Consider the following 18,614-nt stretch of genomic DNA (forward strand, 5'->3'; position numbering starts at 1 on the left):
CCTGCACAGGGACGGGGCCCCTCGGTCCGTTCAGGCGGCGTCCGGGCTCTGCCCGTAGGGGTCGTCCTCGATCACCCGGACGGGCAGCACCCGCAGGGCCGAGCGCAGGGCGGCGGCCAGCTGCCGGTACTCGGCGGCGCGCGCCGCGCCGGTGCGGATCGCCAGAGCGATCCGGCGGGACGGCGCGGGGTGCGCGAAGGAGCCGGTGAGCAGTTGGTTGCTGCGGGAGGTCTCCACCTTCAGCGCGGTGCGCGGCAGCAGGGTGCAGCCGAGTCCGCCGGCCACGAGCTGCACCAGCGTGGACAGTCCCGCGGCGGTGGTGGTCACCGGGGCGTCCTCGCGGCCGGCCTCGCGGCAGATCTCCAGGGCCTGGTCGCGCAGGCAGTGCCCCTCGTCCAGGAGCAGCAGGTTCAGTTCCTTCAGCGCCTCGCGCGGTATGCCCGCACGCCCGCCGAGCGGGTGATCGAGCGGGGTGACCAGGACGAAGTCCTCGTCGAACAGCGGGATCTCGGTGACGCCGGGCATGCCGACGGGGACGGCGAGCAGCAGCAGGTCCAGGCGTCCGGCGGCCAGCCCGTCCAGCAGGCTGGCGGTCTGCTCCTCGTGGACCTGCAGGTCCAGGGCGGGGTAGCGGTCGTGGACCAGGCGCAGCACGGTGGGCAGCAGATAGGGCGCGACGGTGGGGATGACGCCGAGTCGGAGCGCACCGGTGAAGGGCGCGCGGACCGCCTCGGCCTCCTCCATCAGGGCGCCGACCTCCGCCAGCACCGCCCGGGTGCGCACGGCCAGCCGCTCGCCCGCGGGTGAGAGCAGCACCCGACGCGTCGTACGCTCCACCAGGGTGACGCCGAGGCTGTCCTCCAGGGCGGACACGGCTCCGGACAGCGCGGGTTGGCTCATCCCGATGGCGGCGGCCGCGTCCCGGAAGTGCAGGTGCTCGGCGACGGCGGCGAAGGCCCGCAGCTGGGACAGACTGGGCAGGGGCCTGCGCTTGCCGGCGTTACCGACAGTCACTGATAACTACCTCCGATCAACCCGACCGAGTGTAGCTATTTCCCTAATCAATCGAGTCTGTGCCAACATCACGACAGACCAACCCACGGGAAACACGGGCCGAGCCCGTGTTTTCGCGCAGCAAGGAGAGCGTGTGCTCACTGTCGGTGACAAGTTCCCCGAGTTCGAACTGACCGCCTGTGTCTCGCTGGAGAAGGGCAAGGAGTTCGAGAAGATCAACCACAAGACCTACGAGGGCAAGTGGAAGGTGATCTTCGCCTGGCCCAAGGACTTCACCTTCGTGTGCCCGACCGAGATCGCCGCGTTCGGCAAGATGAACGACGAGTTCGCCGACCGCGACGCGCAGATCATCGGCTTCTCCGGTGACTCCGAGTTCGTCCACCACGCCTGGCGCAAGGACCACCCGGACCTGCGGGAGCTGCCGTTCCCGATGATGGCCGACTCCAAGCACGAGCTGATGCGCGCTCTGGGCATCGAGGACGAGGAGGGCTTCGCCAAGCGCGCGGTCTTCATCGTCGACCAGAACAACGAGATCCAGTTCTCCATGGTGACGGCGGGCTCGGTCGGCCGTAACCCGAAGGAGGTCCTGCGGGTTCTGGACGCCCTGCAGACGGACGAGCTGTGCCCGTGCAACTGGAACAAGGGCGACGCCACCCTGGACCCGGTCGCGCTGCTGGCTGGTGAGTGAGGCATGTCCCTCGACTCCCTGAAGTCCGCTCTGCCGGACTACGCCAAGGACCTCAAGCTCAACCTGGGCTCCGTCATCGGCAACAGCGACCTGCCCGCGCAGCAGCTGTGGGGCACGGTGCTGGCGACCGCGATCGCCTCCCGTTCCCCGATCGTGCTGCGTGAGCTGGAGCCGGAGGCGAAGGCGAACCTGTCGCCGGAGGCCTACACCGCGGCCAAGGCCGCGGCCTCCATCATGGCGATGAACAACGTCTTCTACCGCACCCGGCACCTGCTGTCGGACGACGAGTACGGCACGCTGCGCGCCGGTCTGCGGATGAACGTCATCGGCAACCCGGGCGTGGACAAGACCGACTTCGAGCTGTGGTCCTTCGCCGTCTCGGCGATCAACGGCTGCGGCATGTGCCTGGACTCGCACGAGCAGGTGCTGCGCAAGGCCGGTGTCGAGCGCGAGACCATCCAGGAGGCGTTCAAGATCGCCGCGGTGGTGCAGGCCGTCGCGACGACCCTGGACGCGGAGGCCGCGCTGGCCGAGTGATCCGGCCACCGCGCGCCGTAAGGCCGATCCGAGCCCCGTTCACCCCTGCGGTGGGCGGGGCTCGGTGCGTTCGCCGCCGTTCTCCGTCGTGTGAGGTCCGTCGGTGCGGTCCGCCTGCTGCGGTGCGGGCGGCGCGACGTCGGACGAGGCGGTCGCGCCGCGCGGGCGCGGGGAGTGACGCAGCGCCTGTTCCCGGGAGTAGGCCCGCAGATAGCCGGCCACCGTGTTGGTCACGGCGACCAGCGGCACCGCGACCACCGCGCCGCCGATGCCGGCGACCATGCCGCCCGCGGCGACGGACAGCACCACCGCCAGCGGGTGCACCCGTACCGCGCGGCCCAGGATGAACGGCTGCAGCACATGGCCCTCGATCTGCTGCACCGCCAGCACCACCACGAGCGTCATCACGGCCGTGAACACGCCCTGGGTGACCAGCGCCACCACCACCGCCAGCGCGCCGGAGACCACGGCACCCACCAGCGGGATGAAGGCGAACAGGAAGATGAACACGGCCAGCGGCACCGCCATCGGCACGTCGAGGAAGTAGATGCCGAGGCCGATGAAGATGGCGTCGATGAGCGCCACGACCACCGTGCCGCGCACATAGGCCGTCAGGGTGCGCCAGGCGCGCGGGCCGGCGCCGGCGACGCCCGGCCGGGCCGCGGCCGGCACCAGCTTGAGGGTCCACTCCCAGATCCGCCGCCCGTCGTAGAGCAGGAACAGCGTCGAGAAGATCGTCAGCAGGATCCCCGTCAGGGCCTCCACGACCACCGTGACGCCTTCCAGGCCGGCCGAGGTGATCTGGTCGGTGTTGGCGCCGATGGCGTCCCTGAGGCTCTTGGCGATCTGGTTGATCTGCTTGTCGGTGACGTGGAAGGGGCTGTTCAACAGCCATTTGCGCAGCTCGTCGATGCCGTCCTGGATCTGGTCGGAGAGGGTGTCGATGTTCTCCATGACCTGCCAGGTCACGAACCACCCGATCAGGCCCATGACGACGAAGCCCGAGATGGCGGTGAGCGCGGTGGCCGGCCCGCGCGGCACCCCGTGGCGGCGCAGCAGGGCGACCGTCGGCTGCAGCAGCGCGGTGATGAGCAGCGCCGTGACGAAGGCCAGCACGAGGAGCTGGACGGCGCTGATGATGCGCATCAGCACCCACAGGGTTCCGGCGAGCACCAGCACCCGCCAGCCGGCCTCCGCGGCCACGCGGACGCCCCAGGGGACGGCCTGGGCCGGATCGGGCCGGGCCGGGGGCGTCACGGGCACGTCGTCCGGCACCGTGCCGGGCACGGCGTGTTCCGCGTGTTCCTTCTCCACCTCGGCGCGGCGCTCGTCCAGGCGCTCACCCATCTCGGTGAGTCTGGTACCGACGCGGCCGAGCCACCCTGGCACTCGCGACATGATCCGTCCCTTTCCCCCGTCTCTCCCCACCACTCCCCCCAGGAGTCGTCCGTATCAGACGGTACAGGGCGATAGCCCCTCACCTGGAAGACGGTAAGGGGCTGCACGGGGTTGACGGGACCCGAGGAGTCCCGGCCGGCCGCCAGGGCGACCGGGGCACTCCGACGGGCTCCGGACGGATGGTTACCGGTGGACGGCGGATCAGTACCAGTGGTTGGCGGCCCAGAAGTCCCAGGCCGCACACGGGCTGCCGTACCGGCTGTTCATGTAGTTCAGGCCCCACTTGATCTGGGTGGCCGGGTTGGTCTGCCAGTCGGCACCGGCGGAGGCGTACTTGCCGGCCGGCAGCGCCTGGAACAGGCCGTACGCGCCGGAGGAGGCGTTGACGGCACGGTAGTTCCAGCCCGACTCGTGGCTCACGATGTTGCTGAAGCACTGGAACTGGCCGGCGGGCACCATCTGGCGGGCCATCGCCTGGATCTGAGCCACGGTGTACGAGCTCTGCACGGGGAAGCTGGAAGCGTCCCGGGCGCTGCGGCTGGCCGCCTTGGCCAGCTCCTCGCGCTCCTTGGCTTCCTTGGCGGCCTTCTCCGCCTCCGCCTTCTTGGCGAAGGCCGTCTCGGCGGCCGCCTTGCGCGCTGCCTCCTCGGCGTCCTTCTTGGCGCTGGCGTCCGCGGCGATGGCCTGCGCGTCGGCCTGCTGCGTCAGGGAGGCGGTCTGTACCTGGGCCTGCTCACCCGCGGGGATGTCCGCGAGCAGCGTCACGTCTGCCGTCGCTTCGGTGTCGTTGGGCTGCGCGGTGCTGCCCGAGGCAACGCCGACGACGCTTCCGACAGCGGTGACCGCGGTGGCCGAGGCCACCGCGAATCCCCGGACCGAGATCCGGCTCACACGGTTTCCTTCCAGCATCGCCCGCTTCGGTGACCCTCGCGGACGCAATCGTGCCCCTGACACTGGCCTCCCAACTGCGGGTCACGGAGGCACGGGCCCGGTGGGCAACTCCCGCGGTGGGAGCGCCGCGTGGTGCTCGGGCGGCATACGACGTCGCTATGGAGTTGGCATGGTGTCCATGTGGTCCTGTACCGCTGGCGGGACAGGAGTGTCGTATGCGGGGCCTGACAGGAGTGAGACTTTGCCGTAACCAACGCCGCAAGGCAATTCTGCGTTGCGTGTGAAAGCTCACATCCCGTTTGGACCACAGATTCCCGTGAAAGTGGCCCGCACGACAGCGCCGCCCGGCTAAGCTTTGGGGCTTTTGCCGGACGGCGCAACCGTCGTCAGCGGTCCCCCGTCTGAGGGACCGACACCACGTTTTCGCTCAGATGTGCCCTTCCTCCAGCATTTCGGTGACAAGGGCGGCGATCTGCGACCTCTCGGACCGGGTGAGGGTCACATGGGCGAACAGCGGATGGCCCTTCAGCTTCTCCACCACGGCGACCACCCCGTCGTAGCGTCCGACCCGCAGGTTGTCCCGCTGCGCCACGTCGTGGGTGAGCACCACCCGGGAGCCGGAGCCGATCCGGGACAGCACGGTCAGCAGCACGTTGCGCTCCAGCGACTGGGCCTCGTCCACGATGACGAACGCGTCGTGCAGCGAGCGGCCGCGGATGTGGGTCAGCGGCAGCACCTCGAGCATGCCGCGGGCGGTGACCTCCTCGATGACCTCGCGGGAGGTGACGGCCGCAAGCGTGTCGTAGACGGCCTGCGCCCACGGGTTCATCTTCTCCGCCTCGGTGCCGGGCAGATAGCCCAGCTCCTGGCCGCCGACCGCGTACAGCGGGCGGAAGACCATCACCTTCTGGTGCTGACGGCGCTCCAGGACCGCCTCCAGGCCCGCGCACAGCGCCAGCGCCGACTTGCCGGTGCCGGCCCGGCCGCCCATCGAGACGATGCCGACGTCCGGGTCGAGCAGCAGGTCCAGCGCGATGCGCTGCTCGGCGCTGCGGCCCTTGATGCCGAACGCCTCACGGTCGCCGCGCACCAGCCGGACATCACCCTCCGGGGTGACACGCCCGAGGGCCTTGCCGCGCTCGGACTGAATGGTGAGCCCGGTGTGCACCGGCAGCTCGGCCGCCTCGGGCACATGCAGGCGCCCCTGCTCGTACAACAGGTCCACCTGTTCACCCGACAGGGTGAGGTCCGCCATGCCGGTCCAGCCGGAGGCGTCGGTGATGGCGAGTTCCGCCCGGTACTCCTCGGCGAGGAGCCCCACGGACGACGCCTTGATCCTGAGCGGCAGGTCCTTGGACACCACCGTCACGTCGTACCCCTCGGCCTGCAGATTGCGGGCCACGGCGAGGATGCGGGAGTCGTTGTCCCCGAGGTGGTAACCGGTGGGCAGCACGCTGGGGTCGGAGTGGTTCAGCTCGACGCGGACCGTGCCGCCGAGGTCCCCGATGGGGATGGGCACGTCCAGCCGGCCGTGGCGGACCCGGTAGTCGTCGAGCAGGCGCAGCGCCTGGCGGGCGAAGTAGCCGAGTTCGGGATGGTGCCGCTTGGCCTCCAGTTCCGTGACCACGACGACGGGCAGCACGACCTCGTGCTCGTCGAAGCGGGTCAGGGCGTTCGGGTCCGCCAGCAGGACGCTGGTGTCGAGAACGTAGGTGCGCCGGTCGGGCTTGCGACGCTGTGTGCTGGTCACCACGGAAGGACGTACCCCCTCGGATGAGGTCGGGGAGCGACGAAGCGGGACCGGACCGGTCCCTGGCCCTCGCGACGGGCCGAGAACCGGCCCTGAAGCCTCTTCGTCCGTGCTGTGACCGCACGGTCCGGCTCGCGCAAAGGGCCTCCCGGGCGGACGGGCTCCGACCGTCCGCTGCGATCCGACACCCGTGGTTCGGATGTCGACCTGACGGATTTATGCCCTCGATCTCCCGCCCCCATGCCAGCGGCACCTGGCAGGCAAGCACGACACACCGACGGAGCCCGGGAGACACACGGGCGGAGCAGGGTGGGTGCGGCAGGGGTGCGCCCCGGGTGCACTGCCGTGCCCGGGCGCCGGCGCGGCCGCCTCCGCGTGGTGCCGCAGCAGCCGTGCGTGCGCCGGAGCGGCCCTCATCGGCCCCGGCGCACGGCGCTCGTGGTGACCTCGCCCGCCCCCGGCGCGCTCAGCTGCCGAAGCGACGGTGGCGCGCGGCGTAGTCGCGCAGGGCCCGCAGGAAGTCGACCTTGCGGAAGGCCGGCCAGTAGGCCTCGCAGAAGTAGTACTCCGAATGCGCGGTCTGCCAGAGCATGAACCCGGACAGCCGCTGCTCGCCGCTGGTGCGGATGACCAGGTCGGGGTCGGGCTGCGCCTTGGTGTACAGATGGCGGCCGATCATGTCGATGTCGACGGCCTCGGCCAGCTCCTCCATGGACATGCCCTTGTCGTGGGCGTCGTGCAGCATGGAGCGCACCGCGTCGGCGATCTCCTGACGGCCGCCGTAGCCGATGGCGACGTTGACCAGTATGCCGTCGACGTGCGCGGTGGCCTCCTCGGCCTCCTTCAGGGTGGACTGCATGCCCGCGGGCAGCAGGTCCATGGCGCCCACGTGGTGCAGCCGCCAGCGGCCGTCGGCGGCCAGGTCGCGCACGACGTCCTCGATGATGCCGAGGAGCGGGACCAGCTCCTCCTGCGGGCGGTCGAAGTTGTCCGTGGACAGCAGCCAGAGGGTGACGACCTCGACGTCGGTCTCGCTGCACCAGCCGAGGAACTCCCCGATCTTGTCGGCACCGGCCCGGTGCCCCTGCGCGGTGGTGGAACCCGCGGCCTTCGCCCAGCGCCGGTTGCCGTCCATGATGACGCCGATGTGCTTGGGCACCTGAGCGTGGTCCAGGTGGCCTTCCACCCGGCGTGCGTACAGCCTGACCAGCAGGCTGCGCAGCTTGTCGCGCAGGATCACGTGTAAGTCAGCCCCTCCGTCGGATGCGGACAGGCGCGCGGCTGGGGGCATCACCCTGTCCGTGCGGCGGCCTGGTCCGTGTGGCGGTCCCCGGGGGCGAAGCCTACCCCCGGCCCTTTCAGGGTCTCCCAAAGGGCCGTCGAACGCCCCTTGCAGTACGGCCGGATGGCCAACTGTGGCAAAGCTGTGGCACAAGCGGGGACCCTGCCCCGGCCGGACGGCCGGACGGCTGGGCGACTCGGCGACTGGGCGACTGAATGGTCGGCGGGGCGGTCGGACGGCCGCGGGGCGGTCGGACGGCCGGGGTGGCTGGAGGGCCGGGTGGCCGGAGGGCGGAGCGGTCGGGGGGACGGCCGGCGGCCGGCACCACCTGCCCGGCAGAGTCGGGAGCACCTGTCCCGCAGGGCCGGCAGCACCTCCCCGCAGCGGCCGGGGCGCCGCCTCGAAAGGGCCGAAAAGAAACGGGCCGGTCCGTGGGGGGGAGACGGACCGGCCCGAGGGGGGGGCTTCCACCATAACCCTTCGTAAGGGATGGTGCGTGCATCAGCGCCAAACAACTACGCAGCGAAGTCATCCGACAACGTGTGGAGACAAACGGACGCCGTTATTCCGAGGGCGAACGCGGCCGAAACACAGCGCTTTCACAGGTTGACCGGGTGACCCGCCGGGCGGTTCGGAGGACTGCGCCGTTCGGACGGTCCGGCGTGCCGCTCCGGCCGCCCTCCTCCGATACACCCCGGTCGCGAACACACACGTGCTCCGGTCGACCGGCACGCCGCTGCCGCGCGCACCACAGGGACCCGGCGTGAGCTGCGGGCACGGCGACGCGCAGTCCCCTCCCCTGCGCGACGCCACCCGCGCAGCTTTGCTAGCGCGAATTTTCTGTGGTCTGAACGTACAGCGTACGGCCGCCCGGCGGGGAGGGCCGTGCGGTAACGATGTGGCAACTGGCGCCGCCTCCCCGCCCTGCGCCGGCCGTACGAACCCGGACGGGACGACCACCTGCCCCACGCTACGAACGGCTGTTCCGCCCTGCTCCGTTCGTGCGGCCCCTGGCCGTGCCGCATGCGGTCCGTCACTCCGTCCGAGTGACATACGCGACTCGTCCGGCCTCCACCCCCGCACAGCCGCCACCCAGTGGACCCGCCCCTCCCCGCGTCTCAGGCCCTGCGCCTGGGGCCCAGCGTCTGGGGTCTGGGGTCTGGGGGCTGGGGCCCTGCGTCTCAGGGCGCGGCGGACGCCCCCAGCAGCAGTCCGGTGAACGCCCCGCCGAGCATGAACGGCCCCAGCGGCATCACCGCGCCCCGCCCGGCCCGGCGCAGCAGGATCAGCCCGAGCCCGTAGCAACCCCCGTACAGCAGTCCGGCGACGCCCCCGGCCACCACGGCAGGCCAGCCGTACCAGCCGAGTGCCGCGCCCAGACCGAGGGCCAGCTTGACGTCCCCGAAGCCGAGCCCGGTCGGATTGACGACGAAGAGGAGGAAGTAGACCCCGGCGAGGGCGAGCGCCCCGAGCAGTGCCCCCGGCCAGGACCCCGCGGCGGCGGGCAGCAGCGCCGCACCACCGAGCAGCAGCGCGGTCAACGCGGCGAGCGGCAGCGTCAGAACGTCCGGCAGCCGGTGCACCCGCTGGTCCACCAACGCGAGCAGCACCCCGACCGGTGCGGCCAGCAGCCACACGGCGACCTCCGGCCGGGGCCCGGTCACGGCGGCGAGCGCGGCGCACACGACGGCGGTCACGCCGGCGGCGACGGGCGTGCTCGGCCCGTACGCCGCGCATCGCACCCCGCCGGTGCGCGCGGCCGGGCACCGTGCGCGCCCCACCCAGCCGCCGAACGCCCCGGTGATCGGGTGCCCGCCGGGACACTCCGCTCGCCACGGCTGTCCGGCCTCCACCGAGAACCGGTGCGCGGCCCGGGGCACCAGCAGCCCGGCTCCCACGCCCCACACCACGGCGACGGCGATCAGAAGTACGCCCACGGCGGGACCCTAACCGTGTCCGTTCCTTCCCGGCATGGGCCTGTGGACCCATACCGGTCCCAGAGCCGCACGGCTACGGTCGACGGGCGACACATGCGAGGGGAACCACGAAAGCGCAACGGGAAGCGCGAGGAGAGCACGGCGGGGGTTGTAGTGGGTTCCGTAGTGAAACGCCGTCATTGGCGCGACGGCCACGGAAAACTGGTCGTGCACGCGGCAGGCGGCCAGGAGGCACCGTCCCCGGCGACCGCCCCGGTGACAGTGCCGGTGACGGTTCCGCTGGAGCTGGCGACCTCCTACCGCGCCCGCACCAGGGGTCTGCTGGGCCGCGACCGGATCGACGGTGCGATGCTGCTGTCCCCCGCGAACAGCGTGCACACCTTCGGTATGCGCATCCCCATCGACGTGGCCTACCTCGACCGTCACCTGCGTGTCCTGACGGTCCGCACCATGCCCCCGGGACGCCTCGGCCTGCCCCGCCTCCGCTCCCGCCATGTCCTGGAAGCGGAGGCCGGCGCGATGGAGGCGTGGGGACTGCGGGCGGGGGCGCGGGTGGAGGTGGTGACGGGGGTGTGACCGGGAGCCGGGCGGGACCACGATCCCTAGCACAAGCGGCCTGGCGGCAGGGCAAGCTTCCCCGCTGACGTCGCCAGAGGGCAGGTCTCCTTTGGGCACGTCAGGTCAGGTTGCGGTCGTTCGCGCAGCGAGCACGGACACCTATACGGGTCAGTGGTACAGGCGGTTCGACATCAGCGAAGGGACACTTCAGTGACCGTACGCATCCCCCGACACAACCTGTCGACAGGACCTGGCGCGGAACGGTCTGCGGAGCACCTGACCCACCACATGACGCGGGAGTCTGACCTGCTGCTCGTGGGCCCCTCCCCGCCCCGCGTCATCCTCCCCTGCGTCGTCCGGCCTGGTACGCCTGTGCTCCCGCCCTGGGCAGAACCGCCCATGTCCGCGTGCCTCCGCCCGGCTCCCGCGCGGCCCCGAACCCCCAGTCGCCGCCACAGGCCCGCACCACGCAGGCCGCCAGGCGCAGCATCGACCGGCGGCGCGCGTCGCAGGCGTCGGCGATGCGGGTATGGGTGTGACGAGGGTGCGCGTCGTAGAGGACCAGGCGGAGGGCTTCGTCGCGGAAACGAAGACGGAAGTAGATCTCCGGCGCGGTGGTGACCCGGCAGGCACAGGCCGCGAGGTCGCTCGCCACCTGGACCGCCGCAGCGGAGATGTCGTCGAGGCCATGGGCGGGCAGAACTGTGCGAAGTGTCGCCCGCACGATCGCCGGCGTCCGCAGGGCCGCGGGGAGGGTGAGGCTGTAGGCGAGGGTGTCGGGGGTGGGGGGTGACGCAATGGGCTCGACAGGTGTACAGGCCGAGGTGGCGGATGCGGGTACCGGCATGGCAACTCCCGAACGTGTAGGGATGGTTGTCACTCCGCGCGCACGGTGGCCTGTCGCCCGTACCTGGCCTGGCAAGGGAGATGCACTTCCGTAGTGGCGGAGAGGCGTGATCGACCTGTCACGGACAGTAGAGCACTGGAGTGGCAATGTGCCACCACATCATCGAGATTGCCACTAACGTGTGGACCCCGCGAGACCCGGCAGGCAGACTGCCGCTGCGACCACTGGAGGATGTGACACATGCCGCCAAGGGCTACGCCCACAGAACGCCAGAAGCGATTGGGCGCAGAGCTGCGCAAGATGCGCCTCGCAGCGCAGGTATCCACGGAGTACGCCGCCGGACTGCTTGGTCTCGACAGAACGAAGATCTCCAACATCGAGTCAGGCGTTCGCGCCATCACACCCGATCGAGTGCGCACTCTCGCCTGCAACTACGACTGCCGGGATCAGGCTTACGTCGACGCGTTGGCCGAGATGGCGGGAGACCGCAAGCGAGGCTGGTGGGAAACTTACCGAGGCCAACTGCCCGCAGGCCTTCTCGACATCGCCGAGCTGGAGTGGCATGCACGAAAAGTGCGCGCAGGACTGGCCATGCACGTGCCTGGCCTCCTCCAGACCGACGCCTACGCTCGCGTGCTGTTCTCCATGGCACTGCCGGCCTTGTCCCCCATGGAAGTCGAGTTGCGCGTGGCCCTGCGCATGCAGCGCCAACAGGTTCTCCACCGCGAGAACCCGATCACCTACGTCGGATACGTGCACGAAGCAGCGCTGCGCATCGAGTTCGGCGGCCCGAAGGTGATGCGGACACAGCTCGACCACCTCTGCGACATCTCCGAGCGGGAGAACATCGACGTACGCGTCATCCCGTTCAAAGCTGGGGCCTTCCCAGGTGCAGGACAAGCGGTCATGTACGCCGAAGCGTGTGTGCCGCAGCTCGACACCGTGGAACTCGACTCGGCACACGGCCCAGAGTTCCTGCACGGCCAGTCCCAGCTCGACAAATACCGATCACACTTGGACTGGATGGAGTCAGCGTCTCTGTCCCCCTGCGAGTCCCGCGCGTTCATGCACGACATCGCAGCCGACTTCTGAGGAGCACCCATGAGCGACATCACCTGGGAAGAGCCGTTCTGCGCCGAAGGCGCCAACTGCTTCCGTCTGGGCACCGACAGCGAAGGCAACGCCTACATCGCCGTCGCCGGCCAAGAAGACCGCCCGCTGGTGGACACCAAGGAAGCCCTCCGCGCACTGATCCGTGAGATCAAGGCGGGGAGGGCCGACCACCTGCTGTAGGACTCAGTTCCCCGTGCGCGGGAACGTCACCTCCACCCGGCGGTTCTTCCTGCGGCCCTCCTCGGTGGAGTTGTCCGCGATGGGGAAGTCCTCGGCGTACCCACGGACGTCGAACGTGATGTCCGGGTCGTTCAGCTTCTGCGCCAGCACGTTCTGGACGGCGTTGGCGCGCTGCTTGGACAGCACGACACCGTGTTCGTGGGTGCCGAGGTTGTCGGTGAAGCCGAAGACGCGGACCTGCGTCGCGTGCTGCTTCTTGATCTCCTGCGCGACGGCGTCGAGGCGTGCCTTGGCCTGATCACTGAGCTTCGCGCTGTCCTTGGGGAACAGCACCTCCGCCTGCAGGGCGAAGGTCACGTCCGCGTTGGTGTCCTCACGCCGTTCCTCTCCGCCCTTGTCCTCGACCACCGACTTGATGTCCAGCACCTTGGGCGCGGCGAGCGTGGCGCCCTCGGACAGTTTGAGGTCGGGGTCCTTCGGGTCGACCTGCACCGGTGCGGAGGCGGTCGGCTCTGTACCCGGGGGCACGCTGGGGCCGTCGTCCGCGCGGGCCACGGAAGCGCCGTAGAGCGGCCCTGCGGCCAGGAGTACGGCGACGGTCAGGGCGAGGGTCGGGCGCGGGCGGGTTCGTGTGGTGTGGGTGGTCATCAGCAGGCCGCCTCAGCCGGAGATCTTGACGGTGGCGCTGGAGAAGGTGGGCAGTTGGAGGGTGACCTCGGTGGTGCTCTCGGGTGGGGCCGGGAACTGCATGAAGACGGGCAGGGTCTGGCCCGCTTCAAGCGTCGTCAACCCGACCGTCGTCAAGGGGCGCCCGTCCGTGTCGCGTAGCACGTAATAACGCTTGCCGCCCTTGGAATCCACAAGCGTGGCACCACCAAGGGACTGCCCGTGTTTGATGATCTCGGTTTCATCTCCGCTCATCTGCGAGGGAACGACGGCGGACTTGGCTCCATCGTTTTTCAGATTGCCGTTCACAGTGACGAAGCCGCCTGAGTCACGCTGTGCCGAGACAACCTGAAGGAGCAGACCATCCGGCCCCCTGAGCTCGGCCAAGGGCGCTTGCGACTTGCCTTCCTGTGTACTCGGCTCAGATCCACCCCCAGCACTTGAAGCAGATCCCTGCGTCTCCGGCCTCTTGTTCTCTCCCCCGCCTCCGCAACCGGCCGCGCCCAAGGCAAGACCGGCCGCAAGGGCCAAAGCGACCGCTCCTCTGCGAGCCTTCGCGGTCCACATGATCATCGCTACGCTTCCTTCGTCACTCATCTTTCGCTATCAATCGACCAGGCGTACACCGAACAGATCTTTGGGCTCAGGCAGATCGGTGAGGTGCTTGGGATCGAGATCCCATATCTTCTTGCAGAAGAGGCGCGGCAGCCTGTCGTGATCCGACTCGGGCAGGCCCTGGAAAGTACATAGAGGTTCGATCACAGCAGTGGCACGGGCCTTTGACCGTTTCGTGCTCGTGATCGGCACCAAAGACTTGCCCATGCTCTTGTTCGTTTGCACCTCGACCGTGTAGCTCAGCAGGCCATCCGCATCACAAGCCAGCAGGTGAGCGTCGTTCCACTGAGCCAGCTGGGAAGCACGCCAACACGGTGACCGAAGTCCTGGGGCTTTGCCCTCGAAGATGTCCTTCCACTTGGTGGGGTCGAGTACGTCCTTCACCCACTCACCAGCAAGCTGATCCCGGGTCTCCTGAGCTGCTGCCAGTGCGGCCGCATCGGCAGCGGTCTGGGCACTGCTTCGGTTGACTGCGGCCTGGCCAACGGCGAAGTAAGCGACCGCAAGGAAGAGCAGGCCTGCCACCACTGTGATGTAAATGGGGAAGGCCTGCCCGCCGTCGCTGAGACGCCTCCGCCTCAATTGCCGACTTTGGCAATCAGCCCCGTGATCTTGTTGAGGATCGTCTGCCCAATACTCGTCCCCGTAATAGCCAGCACGATCGCCACCACCACGGCGATGATCCCCAGATACTCGACCGCTGTCTGGCCCCTGTCGCCGGCGCGGCGCTTCATCGCGTCGACGGTCGTGTTCTTCCAGCCGTGCAGGCGGGTCTTGGTCGCCACCGCGGTCTTGAGCAGCCGGTCGCTCATGGTGATCCCCTCCGGGTTGCGTGTCGGTGCCGCTTGCGGCACCGGGAAGGTATGCCCGGCACGCGCCCTCGGCCGAGGGTCCCTGGGCCCAATTCCGGGCCCAGAGCGGCAGCACGGTCCGCACGGTCCGGCTCACTCGTCTCCCCTCCCCTGCGACGCACCGTCCGGGGCCGTGCCCAGCCACTTGGCGGCGGCCTCGGCGCGGCTGGTGCTGTGGAGCTTGGCGAAGATGCGGTTGATGTGGTTCTTGACGGTCTTCTCGCTGATGAAGCAGGCGGCGGCGATCTGACGGTTGGTCATGCCGCTGGCGATGAGGTCCATGATCTCGGCCTCTCGCGCGCTGAGCCGGAACTTGTCCCGGTCGACGGCGGCCGGACGGGCCGGGCCCCACTCGGGCGTGGTGGACGTCGTCGTACGCGGGTGCGGGGGCGGAGGACGGAGGGGGCCGTCGCCACAGCCAGGCGTCGCCGTCCTCGGAGTCCGTGCTCGTGGAGCGCCCAGGCCGAGTGCACCGGCTGCCGTGAAGGTGAAGTGGGCGCCGCCCTGGTGCACGCCGCGCACGGCGGCGGCCAGCTGGTCGGCGGTGAACTCGCCGTGGACGAGGTACCCGCTGGCGCCCCGGCGCAGGCACTCCTGGACGATGCGGGACTCGCGGCTGTAGGTGAGCATCAGCACCGGGGCGTGACGGACCAGGTGGGGCAGGGCGGCCAGGCCGTCCAGGCCGGGCATGCGGACGTCGAGCAGGATCACGTCCGGGCGGTGCTGTGCGGCGGCCTGCAGGGCCTCGGTGCCGTCGGCGGCCTGGGCCACGACCTCGATGTCGGGGCGGACGTCGAGCAGGGCGGTCAGTCCGGCGCTGACCACCGGGTTGTCGTCGGCGACGACCACCCGCAGGGCAGCGGGCGGGGGCGGGGGCGGGCCCTGCATCGGTGGCCTCCTCTCGGGCCGCTCGTCTCGGTCGGGGAAACACCCCCGGTGTCGGGGGCGCTGCGCACGTGCCGTGCTGGCGGTGACGTCGCTCAGGGGGCTGTCAGGGGTCCGGTCCGCTCGCCGGGGGTGCGGGCAGGGACGCGAGGGGGAGTTCCAGGCGGACTTCCGTGCCGTTCGGGTGGGTGCCGCGGCCGATGCGGATGCGGGCGCCCACCGCGGCGGCGCGCTCGACCATGCCGACCAGGCCGAATCGTCCTGCCGCGCGGAGCCGTTCCAGCGTGGTGTCCGGAGGCAGACCCTTCCCGTCGTCGTGGACGCTGACGCACAGCAGGCCTTCGTGCACGTCGGCCCGTACGTCGATGCGGGTCGCGTCCGCGTGGCGGTGGGCGTTCTCCATCGCCTCGGTGGCCACGGCCAGCAGGTGGCGCGCGGTGGCGGCGGGCAGGGGCGGGACGGGGGCGCCGGCGGGGTGGCAGACGGCGGGCAGTCCGGTGCGGGCGGTGAAGGCGTGGGTCTCGGCGGTCAGGGACGCCACCAGGTCCGTGGTGGGCGAGGGGCCTCCGTGCGGCTCCTGGCGCAGGTCGGTGAGGAGTTCCCGGGCCTCGGTGGCGGCGCGGCGGGCGGAGCGGGCGACCAGGTCGGCCTGCTGCCGCAGCCGGGCGGTGTCCGGGTGCTCGGCGCCGGCCGTGGCGGCCAGGGCGTCGGCGGCCAGGGCGACGCCCTGCAGGGTCTTGGCCACCGAGTCGTGCATGTCGCGGGCCAGGCGGGCGCGTTCCTCGCTGACCGCCTCCACGGCGGCCAGGCGGGCGTGGGCGGTGGTGAGCGCGCGGGTGGCGGCGCCGAAACGCAGCAGGAGGGTGCGCTGGCTGGCGCCGGCCGCGCCCGCGATCAGGCACAGGCCGGGGACGAGGGCGGCCTGGGCGAGGTGGGCGTGCAGGTTCTGCTCGGCGGCCTGGACGAGCAGCAGGATCAGCGACTGGAGCGAGGCGAGGACGGCGGCGCCGCGCCAGCCGTAGAGGATGCCGGCGAGCAGGGGTGTGCAGACGCTGACGTAGGCGAGCGTGCTGTCCGGGCCGGCCGCGATCAGCGGAAGCGCACCGAGGACGGTGTCCGCGGCGAGGAGGGTGGGGTGGCGCAGCAGGAGGGGGCCGAAGCGTTCCCAGTCCCGGAAGAGGACGTAGGAACCCATGAACGTCACGACGACGGCGGCGCCGACCAGGCGGACGGCCAGTCCGGGGGCGGCGTGGACCAGGGCGGAGGGGGCCGCCAGGGCGATCATCGCGAGACGGAACGCGAAGACGTGACGGCACATCGCCTGCACGGCGCGCACCTGGAGTGCCAGGCTCTGTTCGGTGTCCGTGTCGACAGCTGTGTCCGTGCCGGTGCCGGTCGCGGCGGCGTGCGCGGGCGGTTCCCGGAGGATGTCGCCTGCCGTCGCCGTTCCTGGTCCGTGCGGCTGCCGGGCCGCGCGTTCCCAGCCGGGCGGCAGCGCGGGGGGTCTGGGTGCGGTGGCGGGCATGGCGGGGCGCCTCCTCACTCGCCCGCGATGGACCCGAAGTCCACGCCGGAGCCGAGGAGCAGACCGGCGCCGAGCAGGATCATCGTGGCCGGGACCATGAACGTGGTGATCATCAAGGTGGCCTTGGGGACGGCGCGGGCGGCCTTGCGGCGGGCGTTCTGGGCGTCGGTGCGGCGCATGTCCTTGGCCAGGGACACCAGGGTGTCGACGATCGGCGCGCCCAGTTCCTCGCCCTGCTGCAGGGCGGTGACGAACATGGCGACCTGCTCGGAGTCGTTGCGGCGGCGCAGCTCCGCGAAGGCCTGGCGGCGGCTCATGCCCAGGTCCATCTGGCGCAGGGTGATGCGGATCTCGTCCGCCCAGGGGCCCTCGTAGCGGGACGCCACCCGGTCCAGTGCCTGCCGGAAGCCGAGGCCCGCGCTGACGACGACGGCGAGCACGTCGAGGAAGTCCGGCAGGGTGCGTTCGATGACGTCCCTGCGGTGACGGACGGCGGCCCAGATGCCGACCTCCGTCCAGAACGCGCCGAAGGCCAGCAGCAGCACCGCCACCAGGTACTGGCCGCGCAGCAGGAACACCAGGAAGCCGACGGCGCCGAGGAAGCCGTAGACGGCGCGGCGGGCGGCGTAGCGGTCGATGGTCAGGCCGCCGGGGTTGCCGGCCAGGTCGATGCGGCGGCGGTACGTGGCGACCAGCTTCGGGCCCATCAGCCGCAGCACGAGGGGGGCGTAGCGCATGCCGAGGCGGTCGACGAGCGAGCCGACCGCGCCGGTGCGGGTGGAGCCGACCTCCAGGGCGAGGGCGAGGTCGGACGGCAGGCGGGCGTCCGAGCGGTACATGCGGACGCCGGCGAAGATGCCGCAGACGCTCAGGCCCGCCACGAGTGCCAGCAGTACGGCCATCGGCTTCTCCCCTCCCCTTTCGCGGACCGTGGCTCAGACGTCGATGCGGGACAGGCGGCGGATGAGGACGAAGCCGACCGCGTACAGCGCGAACGCGACGATCACCGCGATCTGGCCGGCCGGGGAGCCGGTCATGCGGTCCAGGGCGCCGGACCTGACGCCGTTCATCAGGAACAGCGCGCCGACGCCGAGCACGGGGACGGCGTAGGAGGTCATGGTCACCTGGGACAGCTGGGTGCGGACCTCGCGCCGGGTCTCCTTGCGTTCCTCCAGCGTCTCGGTGAGATTGCGCAGAGCGCTGACCACCTGTCCGCCGGCCCGGTTGGACAGCACCAGGGTGGTGACGAGGACGACGAGTTCGCGGGAGGGCAGGCGCTCGGCGAGTTCGCCGAGGGCGTCGTCCAGGGAGGCGCCGAGGGCGAGCTGGTCGGCGACCTTGGACAGCTCCTCGCCGGCGGGGGCCTCCAGTTCCTCGGCGGCCATGCCGATGGCGGTGCGCAGGGCGAGACCGGCGTGGGTGGCGTTGGCGAGGATGCGGGACAGTTCGGGCAGCTGGCTGATGAACTTCTCGATGCGGCGCTGCCGTTGCCAGGTGAGGAACTGCCAGGCGGCCCACACGCCGAGCAGGCCGGCGAGCGGACCGAAGAACGGTGCCAGCGCGGCGTGGCCGATCAGCCAGAGCGCGGCGACCACGGCGGTCACGACCGCGGTGAACTCTCCCGGGGTGATGTCCAGACCGGTCGTGGCGAGCCTGTGTTCCAGCCGGCGGCCGAGCCGGGTGCGGCGCAGACGGCGGTCCAGGGCGCGGAACCGGCGCCGGCGGGCGGCGGGTGCGGGCCCGGTGCGGGACAGGCGGTCCACCAGGGCGGCGCGCTGGGCGCGGCCGGCGGCGTAGACGTGGACGCCGGCGACGGCCAGGACGCAGGCCAGCAGGGTGACGCCGGTGGTGAGGGTGATGAGGGTGCTCAGTTCCAT

20 protein-coding genes are annotated in these 18,614 nt (G+C 70.7%); 5 read left to right on the top strand and 15 right to left on the bottom strand.

All coding sequences use genetic code 11. The features are described 5' to 3' along the window. Positions 1 to 30: 30 nt before the first annotated feature. A complete protein-coding gene (locus OG899_RS09025; RefSeq protein ID WP_125500587.1) occupies positions 31 to 1,014 on the bottom strand; it encodes a hydrogen peroxide-inducible genes activator in 984 nt (327 codons plus the stop codon). Between the two features lie 133 nt (positions 1,015 to 1,147). Here OG899_RS09025 and OG899_RS09030 point away from each other — a divergent pair, with 133 nt between their 5' ends. Then, the gene (locus OG899_RS09030; RefSeq protein WP_168131869.1) at positions 1,148 to 1,702 is read left to right on the top strand and encodes a peroxiredoxin; all 555 of its coding nucleotides are present in this window, start codon (positions 1,148 to 1,150) and stop codon (positions 1,700 to 1,702) included. Between the two features lie 3 nt (positions 1,703 to 1,705). Then, a complete protein-coding gene (locus OG899_RS09035; protein WP_125500585.1) occupies positions 1,706 to 2,239 on the top strand; it encodes an alkyl hydroperoxide reductase in 534 nt (177 codons plus the stop codon). Positions 2,240 to 2,278: 39 nt separating this feature from the next. Here the strand turns inward: OG899_RS09035 and OG899_RS09040 are convergent, their stop codons facing one another. From OG899_RS09040 to OG899_RS09060, 5 genes are all read right to left on the bottom strand, one after another. Beyond that, positions 2,279 to 3,637 (bottom strand): AI-2E family transporter, encoded by a 1,359-nt coding sequence (locus tag OG899_RS09040; protein ID WP_125500584.1) that lies wholly within the window; start codon positions 3,635 to 3,637, stop codon positions 2,279 to 2,281. Between the two features lie 201 nt (positions 3,638 to 3,838). Next, positions 3,839 to 4,528, bottom strand: a complete 690-nt coding sequence (locus tag OG899_RS09045) for a transglycosylase SLT domain-containing protein (RefSeq protein ID WP_229814245.1) — start codon at positions 4,526 to 4,528, stop codon at positions 3,839 to 3,841. 427 nt (positions 4,529 to 4,955) lie between these two features. Continuing rightward, a complete protein-coding gene (locus OG899_RS09050) occupies positions 4,956 to 6,281 on the bottom strand; it encodes a PhoH family protein (RefSeq protein ID WP_406310980.1) in 1,326 nt (441 codons plus the stop codon). 463 nt (positions 6,282 to 6,744) lie between these two features. Beyond that, the gene (locus tag OG899_RS09055) at positions 6,745 to 7,518 is read right to left on the bottom strand and encodes an isoprenyl transferase (protein WP_125500580.1); all 774 of its coding nucleotides are present in this window, start codon (positions 7,516 to 7,518) and stop codon (positions 6,745 to 6,747) included. A 1,223-nt stretch (positions 7,519 to 8,741) separates the two neighbouring features. Beyond that, a complete protein-coding gene (locus OG899_RS09060) occupies positions 8,742 to 9,497 on the bottom strand; it encodes a prepilin peptidase (protein ID WP_125500774.1) in 756 nt (251 codons plus the stop codon). A 207-nt stretch (positions 9,498 to 9,704) separates the two neighbouring features. Here OG899_RS09060 and OG899_RS09065 point away from each other — a divergent pair, with 207 nt between their 5' ends. After that, positions 9,705 to 10,073, top strand: a complete 369-nt coding sequence (locus OG899_RS09065; RefSeq protein ID WP_308427069.1) for a DUF192 domain-containing protein — start codon at positions 9,705 to 9,707, stop codon at positions 10,071 to 10,073. 319 nt (positions 10,074 to 10,392) lie between these two features. On the opposite strand, the gene OG899_RS09070 is transcribed toward OG899_RS09065, so the two are convergent. Further along, positions 10,393 to 10,902: an ATP-binding protein gene (locus tag OG899_RS09070; protein ID WP_168131872.1), complete on the bottom strand. Its 510-nt coding sequence runs from the start codon at positions 10,900 to 10,902 to the stop codon at positions 10,393 to 10,395. Positions 10,903 to 11,142: 240 nt separating this feature from the next. Between OG899_RS09070 and OG899_RS09075 the strand changes: the two genes are divergently transcribed. Together OG899_RS09075 and OG899_RS09080 are read left to right on the top strand one after the other, a co-directional pair. Beyond that, the gene (locus tag OG899_RS09075; protein ID WP_406310981.1) at positions 11,143 to 11,994 is read left to right on the top strand and encodes a helix-turn-helix domain-containing protein; all 852 of its coding nucleotides are present in this window, start codon (positions 11,143 to 11,145) and stop codon (positions 11,992 to 11,994) included. A 9-nt stretch (positions 11,995 to 12,003) separates the two neighbouring features. Beyond that, positions 12,004 to 12,195, top strand: coding sequence for a hypothetical protein (locus tag OG899_RS09080; protein ID WP_168131874.1), 192 nt, complete (start codon positions 12,004 to 12,006; stop codon positions 12,193 to 12,195). Between the two features lie 3 nt (positions 12,196 to 12,198). On the opposite strand, the gene OG899_RS09085 is transcribed toward OG899_RS09080, so the two are convergent. The 8 genes from OG899_RS09085 to OG899_RS09120 all read right to left on the bottom strand — a co-directional run bounded on the left by OG899_RS09085 (position 12,199) and on the right by OG899_RS09120 (position 18,614). Beyond that, positions 12,199 to 12,843 (bottom strand): OmpA family protein, encoded by a 645-nt coding sequence (locus OG899_RS09085; protein ID WP_125500777.1) that lies wholly within the window; start codon positions 12,841 to 12,843, stop codon positions 12,199 to 12,201. Between the two features lie 12 nt (positions 12,844 to 12,855). Further along, complete coding sequence (locus OG899_RS09090; RefSeq protein ID WP_168131875.1) at positions 12,856 to 13,434, bottom strand: hypothetical protein; 579 nt, start codon at positions 13,432 to 13,434, stop codon at positions 12,856 to 12,858. A gap of 33 nt (positions 13,435 to 13,467) precedes the next feature. Next, positions 13,468 to 14,058: a pilus assembly protein TadG-related protein gene (locus OG899_RS09095; protein ID WP_189428208.1), complete on the bottom strand. Its 591-nt coding sequence runs from the start codon at positions 14,056 to 14,058 to the stop codon at positions 13,468 to 13,470. Next, entirely contained in the window at positions 14,055 to 14,288 is a 234-nt protein-coding gene (locus OG899_RS09100) for a Flp family type IVb pilin (RefSeq protein ID WP_168131877.1), read from the bottom strand. Before OG899_RS09100 ends, OG899_RS09095 begins: the two co-directional genes overlap by 4 nt. Positions 14,289 to 14,420: 132 nt before the next feature. After that, complete coding sequence (locus tag OG899_RS09105; protein WP_356847554.1) at positions 14,421 to 15,215, bottom strand: response regulator transcription factor; 795 nt, start codon at positions 15,213 to 15,215, stop codon at positions 14,421 to 14,423. Positions 15,216 to 15,318: 103 nt separating this feature from the next. Continuing rightward, the gene (locus tag OG899_RS09110) at positions 15,319 to 16,737 is read right to left on the bottom strand and encodes a sensor histidine kinase (RefSeq protein ID WP_406310982.1); all 1,419 of its coding nucleotides are present in this window, start codon (positions 16,735 to 16,737) and stop codon (positions 15,319 to 15,321) included. 14 nt (positions 16,738 to 16,751) lie between these two features. Beyond that, positions 16,752 to 17,639, bottom strand: a complete 888-nt coding sequence (locus OG899_RS09115) for a DUF5936 domain-containing protein (protein WP_125500671.1) — start codon at positions 17,637 to 17,639, stop codon at positions 16,752 to 16,754. 33 nt (positions 17,640 to 17,672) lie between these two features. Then, the gene (locus tag OG899_RS09120) at positions 17,673 to 18,614 is read right to left on the bottom strand and encodes a type II secretion system F family protein (protein ID WP_125500670.1); all 942 of its coding nucleotides are present in this window, start codon (positions 18,612 to 18,614) and stop codon (positions 17,673 to 17,675) included.

Source organism: Streptomyces thermoviolaceus, from assembly GCF_045209695.1.
Lineage (GTDB): Bacteria > Actinomycetota > Actinomycetes > Streptomycetales > Streptomycetaceae > Streptomyces > Streptomyces thermoviolaceus.